Annotated in this window: 22 protein-coding genes and 2 pseudogenes; 11 read left to right on the top strand and 13 right to left on the bottom strand. The window is 63.7% G+C overall.

Going from position 1 to position 21031, the window contains the following annotated elements; all coding sequences use genetic code 11:
- Positions 1-26 precede the first annotated feature (26 nt).
- The gene (locus F8237_RS26710; RefSeq protein WP_244625982.1) at positions 27-884 is read right to left on the bottom strand and encodes a LysR family transcriptional regulator; all 858 of its coding nucleotides are present in this window, start codon (positions 882-884) and stop codon (positions 27-29) included.
- A 97-nt stretch (positions 885-981) separates the two neighbouring features.
- Here F8237_RS26710 and F8237_RS26705 point away from each other — a divergent pair, with 97 nt between their 5' ends.
- Positions 982-1953: a sodium-dependent bicarbonate transport family permease gene (locus F8237_RS26705; protein ID WP_201280158.1), complete on the top strand. Its 972-nt coding sequence runs from the start codon at positions 982-984 to the stop codon at positions 1951-1953.
- Positions 1954-1960: 7 nt separating this feature from the next.
- Entirely contained in the window at positions 1961-2272 is a 312-nt protein-coding gene (locus tag F8237_RS26700; protein ID WP_015684862.1) for a P-II family nitrogen regulator, read from the top strand.
- 156 nt (positions 2273-2428) lie between these two features.
- Here the strand turns inward: F8237_RS26700 and F8237_RS26695 are convergent, their stop codons facing one another.
- On the bottom strand, positions 2429-2962 hold the full coding sequence (locus F8237_RS26695) for an Lrp/AsnC family transcriptional regulator (RefSeq protein ID WP_151649213.1): 534 nt from the start codon (positions 2960-2962) through the stop codon (positions 2429-2431).
- A 143-nt stretch (positions 2963-3105) separates the two neighbouring features.
- On the opposite strand from F8237_RS26695, the gene F8237_RS26690 reads away from it, so the two are divergent.
- Both F8237_RS26690 and F8237_RS26685 read left to right on the top strand, forming a co-directional pair.
- Complete coding sequence (locus F8237_RS26690; RefSeq protein ID WP_151649212.1) at positions 3106-3996, top strand: DMT family transporter; 891 nt, start codon at positions 3106-3108, stop codon at positions 3994-3996.
- Entirely contained in the window at positions 3993-4769 is a 777-nt protein-coding gene (locus F8237_RS26685; RefSeq protein WP_151649211.1) for a hypothetical protein, read from the top strand. The genes F8237_RS26690 and F8237_RS26685 overlap by 4 nt, the downstream gene beginning before the upstream one ends.
- Before the next feature lie 16 nt (positions 4770-4785).
- On the opposite strand, the gene F8237_RS37275 is transcribed toward F8237_RS26685, so the two are convergent.
- The 4 genes from F8237_RS37275 to F8237_RS26670 all read right to left on the bottom strand — a co-directional run bounded on the left by F8237_RS37275 (position 4786) and on the right by F8237_RS26670 (position 7661).
- Positions 4786-5715: a gamma-glutamyltransferase gene (locus tag F8237_RS37275; RefSeq protein ID WP_201280157.1), complete on the bottom strand. Its 930-nt coding sequence runs from the start codon at positions 5713-5715 to the stop codon at positions 4786-4788.
- Positions 5682-6389, bottom strand: coding sequence for a gamma-glutamyltransferase (locus F8237_RS37270; RefSeq protein WP_201280156.1), 708 nt, complete (start codon positions 6387-6389; stop codon positions 5682-5684). The genes F8237_RS37275 and F8237_RS37270 overlap by 34 nt, the downstream gene beginning before the upstream one ends.
- A gap of 337 nt (positions 6390-6726) precedes the next feature.
- On the bottom strand, positions 6727-7503 hold the full coding sequence (gene ubiG, locus F8237_RS26675; protein WP_151649210.1) for a bifunctional 2-polyprenyl-6-hydroxyphenol methylase/3-demethylubiquinol 3-O-methyltransferase UbiG: 777 nt from the start codon (positions 7501-7503) through the stop codon (positions 6727-6729).
- 2 nt (positions 7504-7505) lie between these two features.
- Positions 7506-7661 carry a DUF2256 domain-containing protein gene (locus F8237_RS26670; protein WP_338025204.1) on the bottom strand — a complete coding sequence of 52 codons (156 nt, stop codon included), beginning with the start codon at positions 7659-7661 and terminating at the stop codon, positions 7506-7508.
- 247 nt (positions 7662-7908) lie between these two features.
- Here F8237_RS26670 and F8237_RS26665 point away from each other — a divergent pair, with 247 nt between their 5' ends.
- Positions 7909-8460: a hypothetical protein gene (locus tag F8237_RS26665; RefSeq protein ID WP_151649208.1), complete on the top strand. Its 552-nt coding sequence runs from the start codon at positions 7909-7911 to the stop codon at positions 8458-8460.
- A 35-nt stretch (positions 8461-8495) separates the two neighbouring features.
- On the top strand, positions 8496-8984 hold the full coding sequence (locus F8237_RS26660; protein WP_151649207.1) for a DUF3429 domain-containing protein: 489 nt from the start codon (positions 8496-8498) through the stop codon (positions 8982-8984).
- A gap of 196 nt (positions 8985-9180) precedes the next feature.
- On the opposite strand, the gene F8237_RS26655 is transcribed toward F8237_RS26660, so the two are convergent.
- Positions 9181-10218 carry a glycosyltransferase family 4 protein gene (locus F8237_RS26655; protein WP_151649206.1) on the bottom strand — a complete coding sequence of 346 codons (1038 nt, stop codon included), beginning with the start codon at positions 10216-10218 and terminating at the stop codon, positions 9181-9183.
- A 126-nt stretch (positions 10219-10344) separates the two neighbouring features.
- Here F8237_RS26655 and galE point away from each other — a divergent pair, with 126 nt between their 5' ends.
- The 3 genes from galE (at position 10345) to F8237_RS26640 (ending at position 14017) form a co-directional block, all read left to right on the top strand.
- The gene (gene galE, locus F8237_RS26650; RefSeq protein WP_151649205.1) at positions 10345-11358 is read left to right on the top strand and encodes a UDP-glucose 4-epimerase GalE; all 1014 of its coding nucleotides are present in this window, start codon (positions 10345-10347) and stop codon (positions 11356-11358) included.
- A gap of 118 nt (positions 11359-11476) precedes the next feature.
- Positions 11477-13279 carry an ABC transporter ATP-binding protein gene (locus F8237_RS26645; protein ID WP_151649204.1) on the top strand — a complete coding sequence of 601 codons (1803 nt, stop codon included), beginning with the start codon at positions 11477-11479 and terminating at the stop codon, positions 13277-13279.
- A 36-nt stretch (positions 13280-13315) separates the two neighbouring features.
- Positions 13316-14017, top strand: a complete 702-nt coding sequence (locus tag F8237_RS26640) for a fumarylacetoacetate hydrolase family protein (RefSeq protein WP_143840864.1) — start codon at positions 13316-13318, stop codon at positions 14015-14017.
- Positions 14018-14161: 144 nt separating this feature from the next.
- Here the strand turns inward: F8237_RS26640 and F8237_RS26635 are convergent, their stop codons facing one another.
- Positions 14162-15091 (bottom strand): aspartyl/asparaginyl beta-hydroxylase domain-containing protein, encoded by a 930-nt coding sequence (locus F8237_RS26635; protein ID WP_151649203.1) that lies wholly within the window; start codon positions 15089-15091, stop codon positions 14162-14164.
- Between the two features lie 247 nt (positions 15092-15338).
- Here F8237_RS26635 and F8237_RS26630 point away from each other — a divergent pair, with 247 nt between their 5' ends.
- Positions 15339-15944, top strand: coding sequence for a hypothetical protein (locus F8237_RS26630; RefSeq protein WP_244625980.1), 606 nt, complete (start codon positions 15339-15341; stop codon positions 15942-15944).
- Positions 15945-15961: 17 nt separating this feature from the next.
- Here the strand turns inward: F8237_RS26630 and F8237_RS36480 are convergent, their stop codons facing one another.
- Complete coding sequence (locus tag F8237_RS36480) at positions 15962-16117, bottom strand: hypothetical protein (protein WP_167527491.1); 156 nt, start codon at positions 16115-16117, stop codon at positions 15962-15964.
- 284 nt (positions 16118-16401) lie between these two features.
- Positions 16402-16527, bottom strand: a pseudogene (locus tag F8237_RS26620) (helix-turn-helix domain-containing protein); the annotation flags it as partial.
- 11 nt (positions 16528-16538) lie between these two features.
- On the opposite strand from F8237_RS26620, the pseudogene F8237_RS26615 reads away from it, so the two are divergent.
- Positions 16539-16619, top strand: a pseudogene (locus F8237_RS26615) (3-oxoacyl-ACP reductase); the annotation flags it as partial.
- 37 nt (positions 16620-16656) lie between these two features.
- Here F8237_RS26615 and F8237_RS26610 read toward each other — a convergent pair.
- The 3 genes from F8237_RS26610 to metK form a co-directional block, all read right to left on the bottom strand.
- On the bottom strand, positions 16657-18117 hold the full coding sequence (locus F8237_RS26610; protein ID WP_151649202.1) for a flavin-containing monooxygenase: 1461 nt from the start codon (positions 18115-18117) through the stop codon (positions 16657-16659).
- A gap of 160 nt (positions 18118-18277) precedes the next feature.
- On the bottom strand, positions 18278-19699 hold the full coding sequence (gene ahcY / locus F8237_RS26605; protein WP_151649201.1) for an adenosylhomocysteinase: 1422 nt from the start codon (positions 19697-19699) through the stop codon (positions 18278-18280).
- A 129-nt stretch (positions 19700-19828) separates the two neighbouring features.
- A complete protein-coding gene (gene metK, locus F8237_RS26600; protein WP_015684841.1) occupies positions 19829-21025 on the bottom strand; it encodes a methionine adenosyltransferase in 1197 nt (398 codons plus the stop codon).
- Positions 21026-21031 lie beyond the last annotated feature (6 nt).

Raw genomic sequence — 21031 nt, 5'->3', positions numbered from 1 at the left:
GATCACCGCGCGCCCCGCGGGACGCTTCAACTCAGAGTCTTGATCACGAAGTCCTTGAGTCGTTGCGCCGGCCGGGGAAGACGGTCGCGCTCCAGGATCGCGATCTCGGTATCCTTCAGGTCAGGCATCGGCTTTCCGTCTACGACATGCAGATCCGGGGGAACCATGTCCTTGGGAAGCACCGTTACGCCAAGCCGGGCGCGCACGGCCGCGAGCGTCCCCGCCAGTGAACCGCAAGTATAGGCGACCCGCCAGGACCTCTTGGCGCGATCGAGCGCTTCGGTCGCCCGCTTCCTGTAGACGCAGGGCTTGGGCGATACGGCCAGGGGCAAGACCCCCTGCCTGAGATCGAGCCCGCCCGTTACCCAGACCAGCGGCTCTCGCCAGACACGGATGCCGGGAATCTCGATGGATCGCTCACGCTTGATCAGGGCAAGGTCGAACGCGCCCTTCCTGAAGCGCTCGATCAGATTCATCGTCAGATCGCAGGTGACCTCGAGGTCGACCTGCGGATAGGCCTGGGCGAAACGCGCAAGCACGTCGGGAAGATGGCGGGTTGCGAAATCCTCGGGAGCCCCGAGCCGAACCAGCCCGCGCATCGCCGGCTCCTGGATGCGCGAGACCATCTCGTCGTTCAGATCGAGCATGCGCCGCGCATAGTCGAAGAACGTCTCGCCTTCGGCGGTCAACGCAACCGATTGCGGTGAGCGCTCCAGCAGCTTGCCGCCGACCTGCTCCTCCAGCCGGCGGATCTGCAGCGAGATCGTGGACTGCTGGACGCCGAGCGCCTGCGCGGCCCGCGTGAAATTTCCGAGCGATACGATGGTGACGAAGGACCTGACCAGGTCGATGTCCAGATTGACGCGCGAGCGCGGCATCATCATTACCTTTCTCAATGATGATCCTTAATACAATCAATTTCAACAAATGCCAGCCGGAAGCTATCAGACCGCCATTCGTCGAAACACGCCTGGAGGTCCCGTGCTGGCACTCGCTGTTCAGAATCTTGTTTCTCCCCCGGTGCTCTTCTTCGGGATGGGCCTTGGGGCTTCGCTTGGCCGGTCGGACCTGTCGGTGCCCGAGGCGATCGCGCGTTTCCTCTCGCTGTATTTGCTGATCTCGATCGGCTTTCGGGGCGGCGCCGAGGTCGCCCATCAGGGCTTGACGCTGACGCTGGCGGCAACGATCGCCGCCGGAATTGCGTTGTCCGGCGGCTTGCCCTTCGTCGCCTACGCCTTCCTGCGCAAAATCGCGGGCCTCGACCACGTCAACGCCGCAGCGGTGGCCGGACATTACGGGTCGATCTCGGCCGTGACCTTCGTCGCGGTCACGGGCGCCCTGACCCAGCTCGCCCTGCCCTTCGACGGCTACATGATCGCAGTTGCGGCCGCGATGGAGGCGCCGGCGATCTTCTCCGCGCTCTTCATCGCGCGGACAGGGCGAGGCCGGACCGACGGAGAGATGCCAAAGGATTTCCTGCGGGAGATCGCACTCAACGGCTCGATCGTCGCCCTGCTCGGCGCCTTCGCAGTCGGCTGCATCACGGGCGAACGCGGCGTGACCTCGCTCAAGCCATTCCTGCTCGACGCATTCGCAGGCTTCCTGTGCATCTTCCTGCTGGACATGGGCCTGATCGCCGGCCGGGGTCTCCGGGACGGCTGGAGATCACTGTCCGTCCCCGTCGCCGCCTTTGCCTGGGTCATGCCGCTGGTCGGCGCCGCGCTCGCGGCGGCCCTGGCGTGGCTGATCGGATTGCGGGCCGGCAGCACGGCGGTGCTGATGACGCTCGGCGCATCCGCCTCCTACATCGCCGTGCCGGCCGCGATGCGGCTGGCGCTGCCCGCGGCCAATCCGGCGATCGCTCTCACGCTCTCGCTCGGCCTGACGTTTCCTTTCAACCTCACGGTCGGCATCCCCTTGTACATCGCCGCCGCACAGATGATCGCAGAATGAGGACAGCATGCAGATGTTTGCCAAGAAGCGCGTCGAAATCCTGATCGAGCGGGCCCTGCTGAAGCGCCTGACGGACGAGTTGGTGTCGGCCGGCGTCAGCGGATTTTCCGTCGTGCCCCTCGCCGCGGGACGCGGCCAGGCCGGGCAATGGGACTCGGACGGCCAGATCGGAGACGCCGCCGGCATGTTCGCGCTGTGGTGCATCGTCGATCCCGGCCGCCTCGACGGCCTGCTGGAGGCCGTCTTCGCGATCGTCTCCCGGCAGGTGGGACTGGTCTCGGTCAGCGACGTGGAGGTGGTGCGGCCGGAGCGTTTTTGAGCGGGATGGGCCCCAGGAGCAAAATGATTGAGCTTGGTCCTATAGTAAGCCGGCAGATCGTCGCGCGGCCGACGGTCGCTTACGTTGGATGTCCGGTTTTGTTCGACAGTCGACCTGCAGCCGAAGCCGCATTTTGACCAAAAGCGAACTTGTCGATCACGGATCAACAGGAAGTTCCGTTGTCGACTTGGTTAGAGCCAATACTATCTCGCTGGTGTAGGCGCGAACACCCGGAGCGACCTTCAACATGCGCCGAGCAAACTCCTGGTAGTGCGCGACGTCACGACTGCGGACGAGCAGAATGTAGTCCGTGTCTCCGGCGATCAGCATGCACTGCATCACGCGCGGGGAAGCCATCATGCGGGTTTCGAACGTGTGCATCATCGACTCGGTCGGACCGTCGAGCTTTAGGCGCACCACCGTCAGCAGCGGATATCCGAGTGCCTCGGCGGACAGAAGCGATATCGTGCGCGCGATAATCCCGGCGCTGCGCAAGCGACGGACGCGCTTCAAACACGCCGGAGGCGACAACCCTATCTGGTCCGCCAGCACCTGGTTGGCGACCAGGGCATCCCTCTGCAAAGTTTGCAGGATCCGCTTGTCGATCTCGTCGAGGACGACTGAAGCTGCCACAGCAGGCTTTCCTTTTGGAAAGCTTTCGGCCCTCTTAGAAGCCTTGGATTTCTTCATGAAGGGTTTTTAGGCTAGTTCAGCAAAGAAATCAGCCTAAAAAAGAAATCTCTGAAGCAACCCGATTGGGTAATTTGGCCTGCATGATCTCACGGACATTTCGACTCGGACGAGCCGAGCCGCTCTCGTCGACCGGCCTTTCCATGCGGGGTATCATCTGGATGCTCCTGCTCGCGCTGATGTGGGGCCTTTCCATCCCGATCACGAAGTACGGACTTCAATCGGCTCCTCCGTTGACGCTGACTGCGATGCGGTTTGCTGTCGCCGTGGTGCTGCTGTTCCTATGCACGATAGGCAAGCCCGCGCTCTCGTTCCGGGCGCTGCCGCGCGCGGTCGCTTTGGGCGTTCTTGGAATCGGTGTCGGACAGGTGTCGCAGGCCTTTGGCATCCAAGGCACGTCCGCCTCCGTGGGAACGATCATTTCGGCCACGATTCCCATCTTCGTCGTGGTGTTCGCCGCACTTCGGCTCGGGCAGCGGGTTTCCGGGCGGCAGAAACTTGGGCTTTTGGCGGCATTCCTCGGCATCGGTCTGGTGGCGCTCGGGCGCGATCAGCCGGCGGGTGCGGTCGCTTCGTCGGACTTGGCGGGCGCCTTCTGGATGCTGCTCTCGGCGGTCACGATCGCCTTTTACTACGTCTGGAGCGTGGAGCTCACGCGCGAATACGGCACTGTCACCATCGCGGCTTGGAGCACTCTCTTCGGCTTTCTCGCGCTCCTGCCATGGTGCGCCTGGGAGATGTCGCACACCGAAGTCCATCTGACGATTGGCGTCATCAGTGCGGCCGTGTATCTCGGGGTGGCGGTCAGTGTAGTCGGCCTCTTCCTCTGGCTTCACATACTCAAGACCGTTTCCGCGCCCGTGGCGGCGAGCGTTCAATATCTCCAGCCCGTGTTCGGCATCGCGGCCGCTGCGGCGATGTTCGGCGACTCGCTCGGTCTCCTCTTCGGTGTCGGCGTCGTGCTGATCCTTGCCGGTCTCGCTTTGGCGGTAGCCTCCAAGCGCAAGGCCGAGGAAGCAGTGCCGCACGAATGAGCCTCATCGTCTTCAAACTGACCCTGCCGCCCCTTCTCATTCTGGCTGCTTCGCTCGCGGGACGTCGTTGGGGCGACGCCATCGGCGGCTGGCTGGTCGGCCTGCCGCTGACGTCCGGGCCGGTCGCAGCCTTCCTCGCCGTACAGTACGGCCCGGACTTCGCCGCGGCGGCCACCAACGGCTCGCTGGTCGGGACGGCCGCGCAGGCGTGCTTCTCCCTCGGCTACGTCCTGATCGCTCAGCGCGGTTGGTTGGCCGCCCTGGTTTGCGGAACCGCAGCCTATGCGCTCGCCGGGCTGCTCCTGCAGTCCTTACCTCTGGCACACTGGGGCTTCTTTTTGGTCGCCTTAGCCGCGCTCATCGGAGCAGCGCGCTTCATTCCACACCGGGCAGCAATCCGCGTCACGGTTCCTACTCCTTGGTGGGATCTGCCCGCTCGCATGCTGATAGCAACGCTCATCGTGCTGACCTTGACCGCAGCCGCCGCGTTCGTCGGCCCGAAAACGGCTGGCGTGCTGGCGAGCTTTCCCGTGTTCGGTACCATCTTGGCGATCTTCGCGCACCGCATCAGCGGAGCCACGATGGCCATCCAGGTGTTGCGGGGCATGGTGCTCGCTCTCTACGGTTTCGCTACGTTCTTTTTCGTCCTCGGGCTCCTGCTCACGACGGCCGGCGTTCTGCCGGCGTTCCTTGCCGCCCTTGCCTGTACGCTATTGGTCCAGACGGGCGCCCTGCGATTGCTAAGGCGCGGACATTCGCTGAAGGCAGCATGACGAAGTGGATCAGTGGCTAGGCCGGCACCACATAACCATCGCGGCGCGGATCGCAGCCACCACTCATCAAACCAGTCGACGGATCACGCGTCACGCCCTGCATGCCGCCGACGCGCATGACCCAATCCTCGCTGGGGATGATGGTGTGACCGCGTTCAGCCAGAGCGGCCAGGACGTCGGGGGGCAACCGCGTTTCCGGCTCGATCTGCCGGCCGTCCCAGAGACGTATGCGCGGCTGTTCGATCGCTTGCTGCAGGGAGTGGCCGAAATCGACGTATTGGACCAGCGCTTGCACCTGCGTCTGCAAGATCCCGTAACTGCCCGGAGTGCCGAGGGCCAGCACCGCCGCTCCGTTGCGGGTTGATATCGTCGGCGCCATGCACATGGGCAACGCATCGCCAGGCTTCGCGCGATGCGGCGAATCCGGCTGCGCATCGGCCCAATGCATGAAGTTATTCAGCGTTACGCCTGTACCTGGCACAATCACCGCAGCACCGTACGGTGAGCCGAGGCTATTGGTCAGGCATACAAGATTGCCGTCACCATCGCCGATCGACATCGAGGTGGTGTGATGTTCGGCAGCAGGCATTCCCGTCCATTGCTCTGTCGGCCCATCGATAGTGGCACCCGATCTCACCTTGGCGCGCAGCCTGGCAATGTGGCCCTCCGACAATAGTTCGGCCAGCTTCGCCGGCGGCGGATTGTTGTGCACGATGCGGTCGCCTGCGGCGAGGCGAATGGCGCGCAGCACGATATCGAGGTGCTCAATGCCGTTGTTCTGCAATGCGCCGAGATCGAAACCGTCGAGAATCCGGAGCGCCAATAACATCTGGAAGCCTTCACAAGGGGGCGGCGGCAGGCTCACCGTCAGATCGCGATAACGGGCGGTGAGGGGATCGCTCCACGAATTCGCTATGATCGTGCCCACGGCTTCGAGATCTGCCATCGTACAGACCCGCCGTTCTCGGATAGGTGCTCGACCATGGCTTTGCCAAGCGCTCCGGCATAGAGATGCTCAGGGCCACGCTCGGCAATCGTCTCATAAGTCTTGGCGAGGTCCGGCTGTTCGAGCACCCAGCCGAGTCGCACCTTGCCGGAGCCGTCGGTGTAATTTTTTGCCCAGGGAGCATAGAGCGCTGGGTACCTAGCGATCTCTGGCGAGGTCACGTTGGTTTCGAACTCATTGAATTCGGTGATGCCGTAACCGTCGCGCGCAACAACTATCGCGGGCTGCAGGCAATCGCCGAGCGACAGTTTGCCATAGCGCTTGTTCAACTCTGCCCAGCCGGCAAGATTGCCTGGCGTCCCGACCGCCTGGGCGCCGCGTCTTACCTCTTCGCGATCGGAGAATTTCCGATAGGGGAAATTCGTATGAATTGGGGGCACGAAATTCAGTGTCCGGACCCTGTTTTCGTTCGCTATCCAACACGTCGCCAGCCCCATTCCGGCAAGGCCCGACATGAATGGTTCGACCACATTTAGGGTCGATGCCACCGCCACGACAGCATCAAATGCGTTGCCGCCGCTTGCGAGTATCTTGGCACCGGCTGATGCTGCAACGGGGTGCGCCGCCGCCACCATACCGCGCTGGGAATAGATCGTTGGACGTTTCCCGTTCATGCCGAACCCTGTGGCCATCCTTGTAAGCAATTGGACCATAGCCGAGTATTCGATAGCCGTTGAGGCAAATGAAAAGTCCAACGCAAGCCTGCGGGTAAAAACTCCCCACGCCGTGGGAACCCATAAAATGCCAATTGTATCGACTTCCACTGATCAGCTTCATGGTCAGCTTCTGGCCCTTAAGGGACTTTTGGCTGCAGCCGAATGTCCGGTTGGCCAGAAAACTGCCGTCCCTCCGGAACTCGAAATTCGGCAGCTTCGGATGCTTGGGACTCTTCCGATCTCCCCAGATTCGCAATTCGCTTTGAGGCACACGAGACGCCAGCGGCGCTGCGTATCACGCCGCCGCCAGCTCGCCGCGCCGCCTGTAGATCTGGAGATAGTTGGTGTTGCACGAGCGGGTCGTATGCCAGCGCATGGTGATCGGAGCGAGCTCCAGACCGCAGGTCTCGACGACGGAGAATCCGAGCGGAGCGAGCGTGCCTGCGATCTCGTCCGGCCGCATGAAGCGCCGCCAGTCGTGCGTGCCGCGGGGCAGCCAGCCCAGAACATATTCCGCGCCGATGATCGCCTTCACGAACGACACCAGCGTGCGGTTCAACGTGCCGATGACGAGTAGCCCGCCGGGCGCAACCAGGCTACCGGTCGCAGCCAGAAAACGATCGGTGTCGGCGACGTGCTCGACGACTTCGAGCGACAGCACGATGTCGAACTGCCGCCGTTCGGCGACCAGCTCCTCGGGAACGGCCTGCCGATAGCTGATGGGCAAACCAGTCTGGTCCGCGTGGACGGTTGCCACGCGGACGTTGCGCTCGGCGGCGTCGATGCCGAGTGCGAGCGCGCCGAGACGCGCCATCGGCTCCGTCACCAGACCGCCGCCGCAACCGACATCGAGCAGGGTCAATCCGTCGAGGGGCCGCTCCAGCCTTGCGTCACGAACCATCAGCGCGGGAAGCCGGTTGCGGAGGTGCGCGACGCGCGCCGCATTGAAGCTGTGAACCAGCTTCATGCGGCCGTCGGGATTCCACCAATCCTCGGCGAGAGCCTCGAATCGCGCGATCTCGTCGGGATCGACGCTCGGTGCGAGGCCGGTCTTCATGTCCTTGCGCAGCATGGTCAGCCTTCCTGGCGAGCAGCTCGTCGCCCGTCGCCGCGACACCGTTCGGAACAGAATTTCACGCTTTGCCAATCCCGCGCCCATTTCCGCCGCCATGCGAACGGCCGCTTGCAAACGGCGCATATCTTGGTCGGAAGGTCCGCTTTGCGTCGCATCTTCGGCATGGGAGGCTAGCCCGGAGAGGAAGAGAGGCCCGCCGGCGCGGCTGGTGCGAGCACCGGCGTGTTGCCCGCACGGGTCGAGACTTCTCTCAATAAACGACTCTGCATGGTTTTTGGATCATGCCTCCTGGCTCTTCGCCGCACGGCTTGTGATCCGACGCCGGCTTTTGGTCGTTTCTTACCCATGGCCCCGCTATCGTGGGGGACGACCGGCGCGTCCGAGGCAGATGATCCAAGCCAGATGATCAAGACAATTGCAGCCTGGATCGGCAGTTATGCGGATCACCCGGACCCTCGTTCTGCGCTGGCCGGCAAGGTCGCGCTCGTGGTGGCCTCCAACCAGCCATTCTATCCGCTCTATCTGCATTGGATCGTGGGAACGGCCGCCTGGCCGGCCTGGCTCAGCCTGCTGTCGACCCCTTTCTTCCTGGCCGTCCCCGCACTGGCAAAAAGGCATTCGTTTGCGGGCCGCACGCTGCTGCCACTGGCCGGTGTCGGCAACACCGTCTTCTGCGTCAAGCTGTTCGGCGCGGCGTCGGGCGTCGAGCTGTTCCTGCTTCCCTGTGCGCTGCTCGGCACCGTCCTGTTCAGGCCTGACGAGCGCCTGAAGTCTGCGGTCGTCGCCGCGTTGCCCTTCATCGTCTATTTCTTCGTCGACGCCCATCTCGGCGAGCCCGTGATGATGACGTCGGAGTATGCGAGGCTCGTCGCCTTGAACGGGATGAGCGTGGCAGCCCTGATCGCGCTGATCGGCCTGCTCTGCTCGACGCTGCTGGCGGCGCGAGAGGTATGAAATCGTGACAACTGAGATCCCCTGCGCGAGGCAGCATGTCGACATCTCTGACTGACGATCATGATGACGGGCCGCGGCGCGCACTCGTTCCCGCCGCTGCAGTATGGCTCGGCGGATTGGGCCTGATACCGTTCGTCGGGCTCTCGATCGCCTCGCGGGCCATCGAGGGTGACTTGAAGACGGCCGCGCTCCACGGACTACTGGCCTACGGCGCCGTTATCCTGTCGTTCCTCGGCGGCATCCATTGGGGCGCCGCGATGATCCAGTCGATCTCGCGGACGGATCACGGTATCGATTCTGTCCGGCTCGGCATCAGTGTCATTCCCTCGCTCGTCGGCTGGACGTCGCTGCTGATCGACCCCCGATATGGACTCGCCCTGTTGGCGGTCGGCTTCGCCGCGAACCTGCTGCTGGATATCCGGTCCACGCGTCAAGGCTTGGTCCCGCCATGGTATCGCGTGCTTCGCCAGCCGCTGACGATGATCGTCGTCATCGCCCTGATCGTGGCTGAGTTCGGCCGGTGAGACACCTCCGTTTCGACGGAGCTGACGATTGTTGCGATGATGAAAGCTTAGCGCTGTTTTGCCCGACGGGTCAATCAATTTTCGTATAATCAGAAAATTTCCATCGCGCCCCCCGCAAGTCATTGATTCCGCTGCGACCGGCTACTGTGCATGGGGTTGTTTTCGCGGTTCTTGTACTTCGGTGCCTGAAAGCTGCTCAGAGCAGCGGCCGATAGACCTCGCCGATCCGCGCCGCCTCCGCCTCGAGGCTGAACTTCGCAAGGACCCGCGCCCGCCCGCGCTCGCCCATAGCCGTTGCCGCGGTCACGTCGCGCATCAGCGGCTCCAGCGCCGCAGCCAGCGCCTCGGCATCGCCCGTCGGGATCAGGACGCCGGTGACCCCGTCCTCGACCACGAGCTCAGCCGCACCGGCGCGCGCGGCGACCAGCGCACTGCCGGCCGCCATCGCCTCGATCAGCGTCAGGCCAAAGCCTTCGTTGCGTGAGGTGAAAGCGTAGATCGTCAGCCGCTGATACCAGCGCTGCACCTGCTCGATCGGCAACTCGCCGGTGATCACGATGCGCGATTGCAGGCCCGCCGATTCAATCCGCTTCTTCAGGTCATTCGCAAACGGAGTCTGCTCGGGCGTGACCTGGCCGACGATGACGGCGGTGAAATCCGGATAGCGCGGCAGCAACCGGCACATCGCATCGACGAACACATCCGTGCCCTTCTGCGCGCGCACGCGGCCGAAGCAGCCGATCGCGTAACGGCCGGGCAGCGCGGCTTCCGCGAACGCCGCAGCGCGGTCGGCCGGCGGCGCGTAGATGTCGGTGTCGACGCCATGCGGGATCACCGTCGCTTTCACCTTCAGGAACGAGGCCGAGATATCGGAGGTCGCGATGATCGCGTCCATCTGCCGGATCAGCCAGCGCGTGATCCAGCTGTGATGCCGCTGGGCCGCCGAGGTGAACACAAGCTTGAGCGGCCAGCCGAGCGCGCGCAGCACGACGCCGGCAATCATCTCGTTGTTGCGCCGCGCATGCCAGATCAGCGGCGCCTCGCGGCGCCATAGTTTCAGGAGATCGGCGCCGCTCAGCCGCGCAATCCCCTCCGGCGCGTCGGAACCGAACCACGCGGCGCGATACAGCTTTGCCAGCCGCGGCGCCACCATCCGGTTGGTCGCGGTGACCCCGGAATAGCGCCTGTGCAGATTTGGCACGATCACTTGCAGATCGCCCGGGGAATTCGCCACGTCACGCTCCGTTTCGAAAAGTCCCTATACGCAACATTAAGCATAGTGACCAGTTCAGCCGCGCCGAAACCCACTCTTCACCGCGCTAACGTTAACGTGGCGCGTTGATCGAGGACGGGTGAGATCATGACAGTGCTAGTCACCGGCGGCGCCGGCTATATCGGAAGTCACACGGTTCTCGCGCTGGCGGAAGCCGGCGAGGACGTGGTCGTGATCGACGATCTCTCCACCGGATTCTCCGCTTACCTGCCGGAAGGCGTGCCGCTGTTCATCGGGGACGCCGGCGACGAGAACCTGGTCGAAGGCGTGATCGCCCAGCACAATATCGAGAGCATCATCCATTTCGCGGGCTCGGTGGTCGTACCGGAGTCGATGCGCGATCCGCTCGGCTATTACCGCAACAACTTCATGACCGCGCGCAACCTGCTCCACGTCGCGGTCAAGCGCGGCATCAACCGCTTCATCTTCTCCTCGACCGCCGCCGTCTACGGCAATCCGGACCAGGTCCCGGTGCCCGAGCACGCGCCGACGCGGCCGCTGTCGCCCTACGGCTCGTCGAAGCTGATGACCGAAATCATGCTGCACGACGTTGCCGCCGCCTACGGCATGCAGTACGTGACCCTGCGCTATTTCAACGTCGCCGGTGCCGATCCGCAGGCCCGCATTGGGCTGGCCACCGTCGGCGCCACGCATCTGCTCAAGATCGCGGTGGAGGCCGCGACCGGCCAGCGCGCCAAGATCGACGTGTTCGGCACCGACTATCCGACCCAGGACGGCAGCTGCATCCGCGACTTCATCCACGTCACGGACCTCTCGCAGGCGCATCGCTCGGCGCTGGCCTATTTGCGCAATGGCGGCGTCTCGACGACGCTGAATTGCGGCTATGGCCGCGGCTATTCGGTGCTGGAGACCATCGACGCGGTGCGCCGGGTTTCGGGCCGCAGCTTCGCCGTGCAATACGCCCCGCGCCGGCCCGGCGACATCATGACCATGGTGGCCGACACCAGCCGCATCCGCGGCCTGCTCGACTGGAGGCCGCAATACGACGACCTCGAGACCATCGCTGCCCACGCCCTCGCGTGGGAGGAGAAGCTGTTCCGCGAGCGCCATGGCGAGCTCCGCCACGCCGCATCGGCCTAGATTCCATCCGGGCGCAAGCCCTTAATTGGGCTTGAAAAACCCCGCTTGAGCGGGCACAGAGGCCGTTCGATCCCTGACGCGCGGGCAGCTTTGCCGCTGCGCCGTCAATGGAAAGCGGATGGCCCAGTTTCCAAAGAAAATCACCGACGATCCCTATGGGGCGATGGTCCTCGTTCGCCGCCTGGTCACGGAACAGGGGGTCGTCTACTGGCGGCGCTACCTCGTCGCCTTCGCGCTGATGGCGCTTGCCGCCGGATCGACCGCGGGCGCGACCTATGTGCTGGGCCAGGTCATCAACCAGGCCTATGTCGACAAGAACATCCCGGGCATCGCGATGTTCTCGGGCATCACGGTGATCCTGCTCTTCATCAAGGGCGTGGCGACCTACGGCCACATGGTGATCCTGACCAAGATCTCCAACGCCATCCTCGCCACCAACCAGCGGCAACTGTTCGCCAAGCTGATGCGCGAGAGCGTCGGCTTCTTCTCCGAACGGCATTCCTCTGAGTTCCTGGCGCGGCTGACGGCCGGCGCAAAATCGATCACCGACGTCCTCAACATGCTGGTCAACGCGGTCGGGCGCGACCTCATGATGCTGCTCGCCATGATCGGCGTGATGGTGTGGCAGGACCCCGTGATGTCGTTCATCGGCCTCGTCGTGGTGCCGCCGGCGATGCTGGTGCTGCGCAAGCTGGTCAAGCGCATCAAGGGTCTCGCCTTCAACCAGTTCACCGGCACCGCCGACATCATGGAGACGATGCAGGAATCGCTGCAGGGCATCCGCACCGTCAAGGCGTTCACGCTCGAAGAGACCATGCAGAAGCGCATCGACGAGAACATCGCGATCGTCGAGCGCAACGCCAACAAGATGGCCCGTGTCGCCAACCGCTCCAACCCGCTGATGGAGATGCTCGGCGGCTTCGCGGTCGCCGGCTGCCTGCTCTATGGCGGCTACAGCGTGGTCGCGCTCAACGCCACGCCCGGCGCGTTCTTCTCCTTCATGACGGCGTTCCTGATGGCGACCGAGCCGGCCAAGCGGCTGGCGCGGCTCAACATCGATCTGAACAGCCAGCTCGTCGGCGCGCGGATGCTGCTCGAAGTCGTCGACAGCCCGGCCAGCGAGCAGTCCGACGACGACAAGCCGGCACTGAAACTGTCCGACGCGAAGATCGAGCTGCGCGACGTCAGCTTCTCCTACCGGACCGGCGAGACCGTGCTCAACCGCATGAGCTTCGTTGCGGAACCCGGCAAGGTCACCGCGCTGGTCGGCCCGTCCGGCGGCGGCAAGTCGACCGTGCTTGGGCTCCTGCTGCGGTTCTACGAGGTAACGCAAGGCGACATCGTGATCGACGGCCAGTCGATCGGCGCGGTCTCGCGCAAGTCGCTGCGGGCGCAGACCGCCTATGTTGGCCAGGACGTCTATCTGTTCCGCGACACCATCCGCAACAACATCGCGTTCGGCAAGCCCGGCGCGACCGAGAACGAAATCATCGACGCCGCCAAGGCGGCCTGCGCGCATGATTTCATCATGGGCTTCCCGCTCGGCTACGACACGCCGGTCGGCGAGCACGGCACCCAGGTGTCAGGCGGCCAGCGCCAGCGCATCGCGGTCGCGCGCGCGCTGCTCAAGAACGCGCCGATCATCCTGCTGGACGAGGCCACCGCCGCGCTCGATTCGGAGTCCGAGCGGCAGGTGCAGGAGGCGATCGAGCATCTCTGCCAGAACCGCACCACCATCGTGATCGCGCACCGCCTGCACACCATCATGCACGCAGACAGCATCCTGGTGGTCGAGGGCGGCGAGATCGTCGAGCAGGGCCGGCATGACGATCTGCTGCGCCGCTCGGGCCGTTACGCCTCCTTCTTCCGCCTGCAACATCACGACGCCGGCGCTCTGGCGCCGATCAGCGCAACCGCATAGAATTCCTCATCACCCCAAGAGCAGCGAGATCGCTCCATGAACGCCGCGTCCTACGTCATCCCGCTTCCGCCCCAGGCTTCGCTCCCCGTCGTCGGCGAGAGCGGCCGCTTTCCGGTGCGCCGCATCTGGTGCGTCGGCCGCAACTATCTCGAGCACATCCGCGAGATGGGCAATGACGAGCGTGCGCCGCCGTTCTTCTTCGCCAAACACGCCGACATGCTGGTGCCCGACGGCGCCACCATTCCCTACCCGCCGCTGACCAAGGATCTGCATCACGAGGTCGAGCTGATCGTCGCGCTGAAGAGCGGCGGGCTCAACATCCCGGCCGACAAGGCGCTGGACCATGTCTATGGCTATGCCGTCGGCATAGACCTCACTCGCCGCGACCTCCAGATCGCCTCGCGCAAGAAGGAGCGCCCCTGGGAGATCGGCAAATCGTTCGATGGCTCCGCACCCGCTTCCGCGCTGCAGCCGGCCTCGAAGATCGGCCATCCCTCCAAGGGCAGGATCTGGCTCACGGTCAACGGCAAGGAAGCCCAGACGGGCGACCTCGAGCAGATGATCTGGAACGTGCCGGAGACGATCTGGCAGCTCTCGCAGCAGGTGAAGCTCGCTGCCGGCGACATCATCATGACGGGCACGCCGGCCGGCGTGTCGCAGCTCCAGCCCGGCGACAAGCTCGAATGCGGTGTCGACGGCGTCGGCACGCTGAAGGTGAGCATCGGCCAGCCGGAGTAGGCTGAAATCGTAGGGCGGATTAGCGTAGCGTAATCCGCCATTATCGATCCTTGCTGCAATAGATGGTGGACTACGCTTCGCTATTCCACCCTACGCACTGAATCAGGGCCTCGGATGCGTCCGGGGCCTTGCAATTCACCTGCTTCACCTCAACGCCGACAGTACGATGAGGCCGAGGATCAGCGCGGTCAGCGAGTATTTCAGCGTGTAGTAGACGTTGCGATTCCACTCCTTGACCTTGCGGCTGCCGAGGTGGATCTCGTAGAGCTTGCCGAACACCTTGTTGAGCACGCCGACATGCTCGCCATCGACGTTCTGGGTTGCCGATGCCTTGACGATGTGATGGCTGACCCAGCGGTTGATCGCGGTCATGAAGCCGTATTTCATCGGGCGCTCGACGTCGCAGAACAGAATGATGCGGTTGACGTCGGTCGCATTCTCGGCGCTGTGGATGAAAGTCTCGTCGAACATGAAGGCCTCGCCGTCGCGCCAGACGCACTCGACGCCGTCGACGAGGATGCGGCACTTGTTCGAGTTCGGCGTGACGAGGCCGAGGTGGTAGCGCAGCGAACCTGCGAAGGGATCGCGGTGCGCGCCCAGCTTGCCGCCCGGCGGCAGCATCGCGAACATCGCACCGTGCACGCTCGGGATCGACTTCAGCAGCTCCACCGTCTTCGGGCACAGCGTGTTCGCGGACGGCAGGAAGTCGTCATACCATTTCAGGTAAAACCTCTTCCAGCCGCTCTTGAAGAACGAATAGAAACCCCAGTCGTTGTTCTTGGCGGCGGCGCGGATGAAACCTTCGTCGAACAGGCGCACGGCCTCGTCGCGGATGGTCTCCCAGTTCTCGCTGAGCGGCTTGAGTTCGGGAAACTGCTCGACCGGGATCACCGGCTCGTTCGGGACGGCCGAGCCGGCATACATCAGCACATTGTAGGGGGCGAGATAGGTCGAGTGATCGCCGAGCTGGCGCGCAAAGCGCAGCCGCTGCTTGCCGCGGAAGTGAACGTAGATCGTCGAGGCCGCAAGCACATACAAAATCACGAGTTGCGGCGCGAAAAGCTGTTTCAACATTTCCCCAATCCCAAGTGATCCAGCTGGGGACGTGATCTACTCCGAGCCGGCCCGAGCGGCAAGATATCGGCGGTACATCCAGAGGCTGTTCCGCAGGTTGTGATTGAGCCGGTCGCGGGCCGCATCATCCACAATTACAGATCGCAGGGCGCGCCACGTCAATCCCGGCGTTGCAGCCGGTTTCCGGCATGATATTCTGGTTCCAAGGGTTGGAAAGTCGAGGTACGTCTTGGGGATGTGGCGGTCGTTGGCGGGCTCAGCGCTCGCGCTGTCTCTGCTTGGAATGTTCGCATCTGCGAATAGTCAAGGAGCTCCGCCGCAGGGCAAGGCGCCGGATCCGGAGCTCCGCGGCCAGTGGTTACGGGCTGGTCAGGGATTCGCCTGCAAGGTCGAAACCGGCAAGCGCGTCACCCCGCCAGACCCCGACGTGCTCAGCTTTGCCTGCCAGCGGATGGGCGCGCTCGGCATCGGTATCTCGGAGACGTCACTCAAGGCCGTGCTCGGCGAGCCGCACCGCAAGCTGCCGCCGGCGAACAACGCGACGAACTATGTGTACTTCCTCGGCAAGGCCGATCAATTTCCCTATCTCGCCGCAACCGTGAAGGCGAACCGCGTAACCGCGCTTCAGATCAGCGGGCCGGCACCGGTCGCCGGCTACAGCTTCAACCAGATCAATCTCGGCGACAGCACGGAAAAACTTCTGGCACAGCTCGGAAGCCCCTTCCATGTCGGCCCAAGCGGGCTCGAGAAGACCGAGCTCTGGACCTACAGTCCCTGGCCTTTCTCATTCGAGGTGCGCGAGGACCGCGTCACCTCGATCCGGATCAACGATCCGACGGTCACGACGCAGTAAGTCCGGTTGCGTGCGCCTCACGACCGAGACAGCGCCTGAAGACCCTTGAAGGTGAGGCGCTTGGGATCCGTGACGCCGGCCAGATACAGCCGGCGGATGAACGCGATGACGGCGTCGCGGTCGCAATCGGTCAACGCGACGACGGCGTCGACCGCGATCTTCTGGGCTTCCATTGGGCTCACCTCGGCCTTGCGAGTAACCCCGGCCGAGACAGGCTAGGACTCATCCGTTAAATCGGCGTTAACCGTCTTGGAACCATCGCTGATTCAGCCCGGCGGCCGTATACGCAAAACAACGCATTGCCGGCGGCGGCGGCGGCTCAGCGCGCAGCGATGCTCTTCCTGAGCTGCGCAAATTGCTTCTTCAACCTCGGCGCGGCAAAGTCGGCGAAGCCACGCGACTTGGGCACCGACAGCCTGCCCTGCGGGCAGATCAGATGCGTGGGTGCTGCTTCAGATAGCGCGGCACCGACCCGCTCTTCAAGGAAAGCGATGGCGCGGCTCACCGCAGCCTCTGAGCGGCCAAGCTTGCGCCCCGTAGCCGTCAAGCTTCCCTCGTCCACCGCGAGGACGAACACATTCATCGCATCCAGATGCCGTGCTCTATCTCGAGGGTGCTTCCTTCGTCACCGGCGAGATTCTGCATGTCGACGGCGGCCAGAGCGCCGGCCACTGAGCTGAACGTGGAAACACGTCGGACGGCGGCGGCGTGGTCAGGAATACTGCATCACGCCGTCGTCGATCCGGCCGAAGCGCAGGGAGACGATGTCGAGCGCGTAGTTCTGGTACAGCCGCCATGGCTGCTTCGAGCCCTGCTTCGGCATCTTGGCGACCGAGCGCTGCACATAGCCCGAGGTGAAATCGAGCGACGGCTGTGCGGTGATCTCGGGGTCGTCATTGTGCGGCATGGCCTGCCGGAAATTGTGCCGGTCCATGTAGTTGATGAGCCGGCAGACATATTCGCAGGTGAGATCGCATTTCAGTGTCCACGACGCGTTGGTGTAGCCGAAAGCCGACGCCATGTTCGGCACGTCGGCATACATCATGCCCTTGTAGGTCAGCGTGTTGGCGAAATCGACGGCGCGGCCATCGACGCTCACCTCGAGTCCGCCGACGACCTGGAGCACCAGCCCTGTCGCTGTGACAATGATATCGGCCGCAAGCTCGCTACCATCCTTCAGGCGGATGCCGTCACGGGTGAAGGTCTCGATCTCGTTGGTGACGACGGAAGCGCGCTGCTCGCGGATCGCCTTGAACAAGTCGCCATCCGGCACGAGGCAGAGCCGCTGGTCCCAGGGATTGTAGCGCGGCGTGAAATGGGTTGCGACGTCGTAGTCGGGGCCGAGCGCCATCTGCACGCCCTTGAGCACCAGCTCCTTGACCTTCGCAGGCCGGCGCCGGCTGAGCTGGAAGAAGAACATCCCCCACATCACGTTGCGCCAGCGGATCAGATGATAGGCAAGCCGCGCCGGCAGGTTGCGGCGAAGCTTGTTGGCGACGGGATCCAGCGCCGGACGCGACACCACGTAGGTCGGCGAGCGCTGCAGCATGGTGACCTGCGCCGCCTTCTTGGCGAGCTCGGGCACCAGCGTCACCGCGGTCGCACCCGAGCCGATCACGACGACGCGCTTGCCCGCATAGTCGATGTCGTCGGTCCATTTCTGCGGATGCACGATCCGGCCGGCGAAATCGGCCGCGCCCTTGAACTCCGGCGTATAGCCCGCCTCGTATTTGTAATAGCCCGAGCACATGAACAGGAAATTGCAGGTCAAGCGCACGAGCTCGGTCGCGCCCTCGCCTGTGATGCGCTCGGCCTCGACGGTCCAGCGTGCGTCCGGCGTCGACCACGCCGCGCGCTTGACGCGGTGACGGTAGCGGATGTGCTTGTCGATGCCGTTCTCGCTGGCTGTCTCGCGCACATAGTTCAGGATCTGCGGCCCGTCGGCGATCGCCTTCGGATCGGTCCACGGCTTGAAGGAATAGCCGAGCGTGAACATGTCGCTGTCGGAGCGGATGCCGGGGTAGCGAAACAGGTCCCAGGTGCCGCCGATACAGTCGCGGCCCTCGAGGATGACGTAGCTCTTGCCCGGGCACTTGGTCTGCAAATGGTAGCCCGCGCCGATGCCGGACAGGCCGGCACCGACGATCAGCACGCCGAAATGTTCTTGTTGCATGATTTCCTCCGCCACCGAGGATTGTCAGCCCGCCGCCGCTGGCCGTCAATTGGCAATCAGCCGTGCAGCAACTACAAAGCGAGCGGAATTCCATGCGCCGAAACAACGAAGCCCCGGATCACTCCGGGGCTTCGCGTCGATCTTCGATCGAACCAATGGCTCAGTAGCGGTAGTGGTCCGACTTGAACGGGCCTTCCTGCTTCACGCCGATGTAGTCGGCCTGGTCCTTGCGCAGCTCGGTGAGCTTGACGCCGATCTTGGCGAGATGCAGCCGGGCCACCTTCTCGTCCAGCGACTTCGGCAGCACGTAGACTTCCTTCTTGTACTTGCCGTCCTTGTTATTGGCGAAAAGCTCGATCTGCGCCAGCGTCTGGTTGGTGAAGGAGGCCGACATCACGAACGACGGATGCCCCATCGCGTTGCCGAGGTTCACGAGGCGCCCCTCAGACAGCATGATGATGCGGTGCTTGTCGGGGAATTCGATCTCGTCGACCTGCGGCTTGATGTTGGTCCACTTCAGGTTACGCAGACCCGCGATCTGGATCTCGTTGTCGAAATGGCCGATGTTGCAGACGATGGCGCGATCCTTCATCGCGCGCATGTGCTCGATGGTGATGATGTCCTTGTTGCCGGTCGCGGTCACGAAGATGTCGGCGCGCGGGGCGGCGTCTTCCATCGTCACCACTTCGTAGCCTTCCATCGCCGCCTGCAGCGCGCAGATCGGATCGATTTCGGAGACCATGACGCGGCAGCCGGCCTGGCGCAGCGAGGCGGCCGAACCCTTGCCGACGTCGCCGAAGCCGGCGACCATCGCGACCTTGCCCGACATCATCACGTCGGTGCCGCGGCGGATACCGTCGACCAGCGATTCACGGCAGCCATAGAGGTTGTCGAACTTCGACTTGGTGACGCTGTCGTTGACGTTGATGGCGGGCCACAGCAGCGTGCCGGCCTTCTGCATGTCATAGAGACGATGCACGCCCGTGGTGGTCTCTTCGGAAACGCCCTTGATGCTCTTGGCGATCTCGGCGAAGTAGCCCTTCGGCTTTTCCTTGAGCTGCTTCTTCAGAAGCGCGAAGAAGACTTCCTCTTCTTCCGAACCCGGCTTGTCCAGGAAGGCAGCATCGCCGTTCTCGGCGCGCAGACCGAGATGGACGTACATGGTGGCATCGCCGCCGTCGTCGAGGATCATGTTCGGATGACCGCCGCCGTGCCAGTCGAACAGCTTGGCGGTGTAGTCCCAGTACTCGGTCAGCGTCTCACCCTTGACCGCGAACACCGGAATGCCGGCGGCAGCGATCGCAGCCGCGGCGTGGTCCTGCGTCGAATAGATGTTGCAGGAGACCCAGCGGATGTCGGCGCCGAGTGCTGCCAGCGTCTCGATCAGCACGCCAGTCTGGATGGTCATGTGCAGCGAGCCGGCGATGCGCGCGCCCTTCAGCGGCTGCTTCGGGCCGTACTCCTCGCGGGTGGCCATCAGGCCGGGCATCTCGGTCTCGGCGAGCGAGAGCTCCTTGCGGCCGAAATCGGCGAGCGAAATGTCCTTGACGATGTAGTCGGTGAAGCCGGGCTTCGCACTCATAGCGGAGATCCTGTTGTTGAATTGGTCATTCCGGGCCACCTCGAACAGGTGAACCCGGAATCTCGACATGATGGGTAAGGGTTCCGGGCCCGCTCGCTCACGCGAGCGCCCCGGAACGACACGAACAAACTAGAGCGCGCGCTTGAGCGGCTCGACCAAATCGGTCTTCTCCCAGGAAAAGCCGCCCTCGTTGTCGGGGGTGCGGCCGAAATGACCATAGGCGGAGGTGCGCGCGTAGATCGGGCGGTTGAGGTCGAGATGGCTGCGGATGCCGCGGGGCGTCAGATCCATCGCCTGCGCCGCCGCCTTCTCGAGCTGGTCCTCCGACACCTTACCGGTGCCGTGGGTGTCGATGTAGATCGACAGCGGACGCGCCACGCCGATGGCGTAAGCGAGCTGGAGCGTGCAGCGGTCGGCAAGACCGGCCGCGACGATGTTCTTGGCGACGTAGCGCGCGGCGTACGCCGCCGAACGGTCGACCTTGGTCGGATCCTTGCCGGAGAACGCGCCGCCGCCATGCGGCGCAGCACCACCATAGGTGTCGACGATGATCTTGCGGCCGGTCAGGCCGGTGTCTCCGTCGGGGCCGCCGATGTAGAACTTGCCGGTCGGATTGATGTGCCAGATCGTCTTCGGCGTGATCCAGTCCTTCGGCAGCGCCTCGCGCACATAGGGCTCGACGATGTCGCGGATCTGCTTGGACGAGATGTCCTCGACCAGATGCTGGTGCGACACCACGATCTCGCGCACGCCGACCGGCTTGCCGTTCTCGTACTGCACGGTGACCTGGCTCTTGGAGTCCGGACCCAGCACCTTCTCGCGGCCGGAGTGGCGCGCTTCCGAGATGAGGCGCAGGATCTTGTGGGCATAGAAGATCGGCGCCGGCATCAGGTCAGGCGTCTCGTTGGTGGCGTAACCGAACATGATGCCCTGGTCGCCCGCGCCCTCTTCCTTGACCTCGCCCGGCTGAAGCGCATCGACGCCCTGCGCGATGTCGGCCGACTGCGGATGCAACAGGATCTCGATGTCAGCGGTCTTCCAGTGGAAGCCTTCCTGCTCGTAGCCGATGTCCTTGATCGCGGCGCGCACGACGCCTTCGATCTGCTCGTTGGTGACGGATTTCGGGCCGCGGGTCTCCCCCGCGATCACCACCTTGTTGGTGGTCGCAAGCGTCTCGCAGGCGGCGCGAATATCCCAGGGATCGATGCCGGCTTTCGGCCCTTCGCGATAGAACAGATCGACGATTTCATCGGAGATCCGGTCACAAACCTTGTCGGGATGCCCCTCGGACACGGACTCGCTGGTGAAGAGATAGGACGCGCGCATCAGTAA

Source organism: Bradyrhizobium betae (assembly GCF_008932115.1).
In the GTDB taxonomy this organism is placed as follows: domain Bacteria; phylum Pseudomonadota; class Alphaproteobacteria; order Rhizobiales; family Xanthobacteraceae; genus Bradyrhizobium; species Bradyrhizobium betae.
This window is presented reverse-complemented; position numbering and strand designations above follow the sequence as displayed.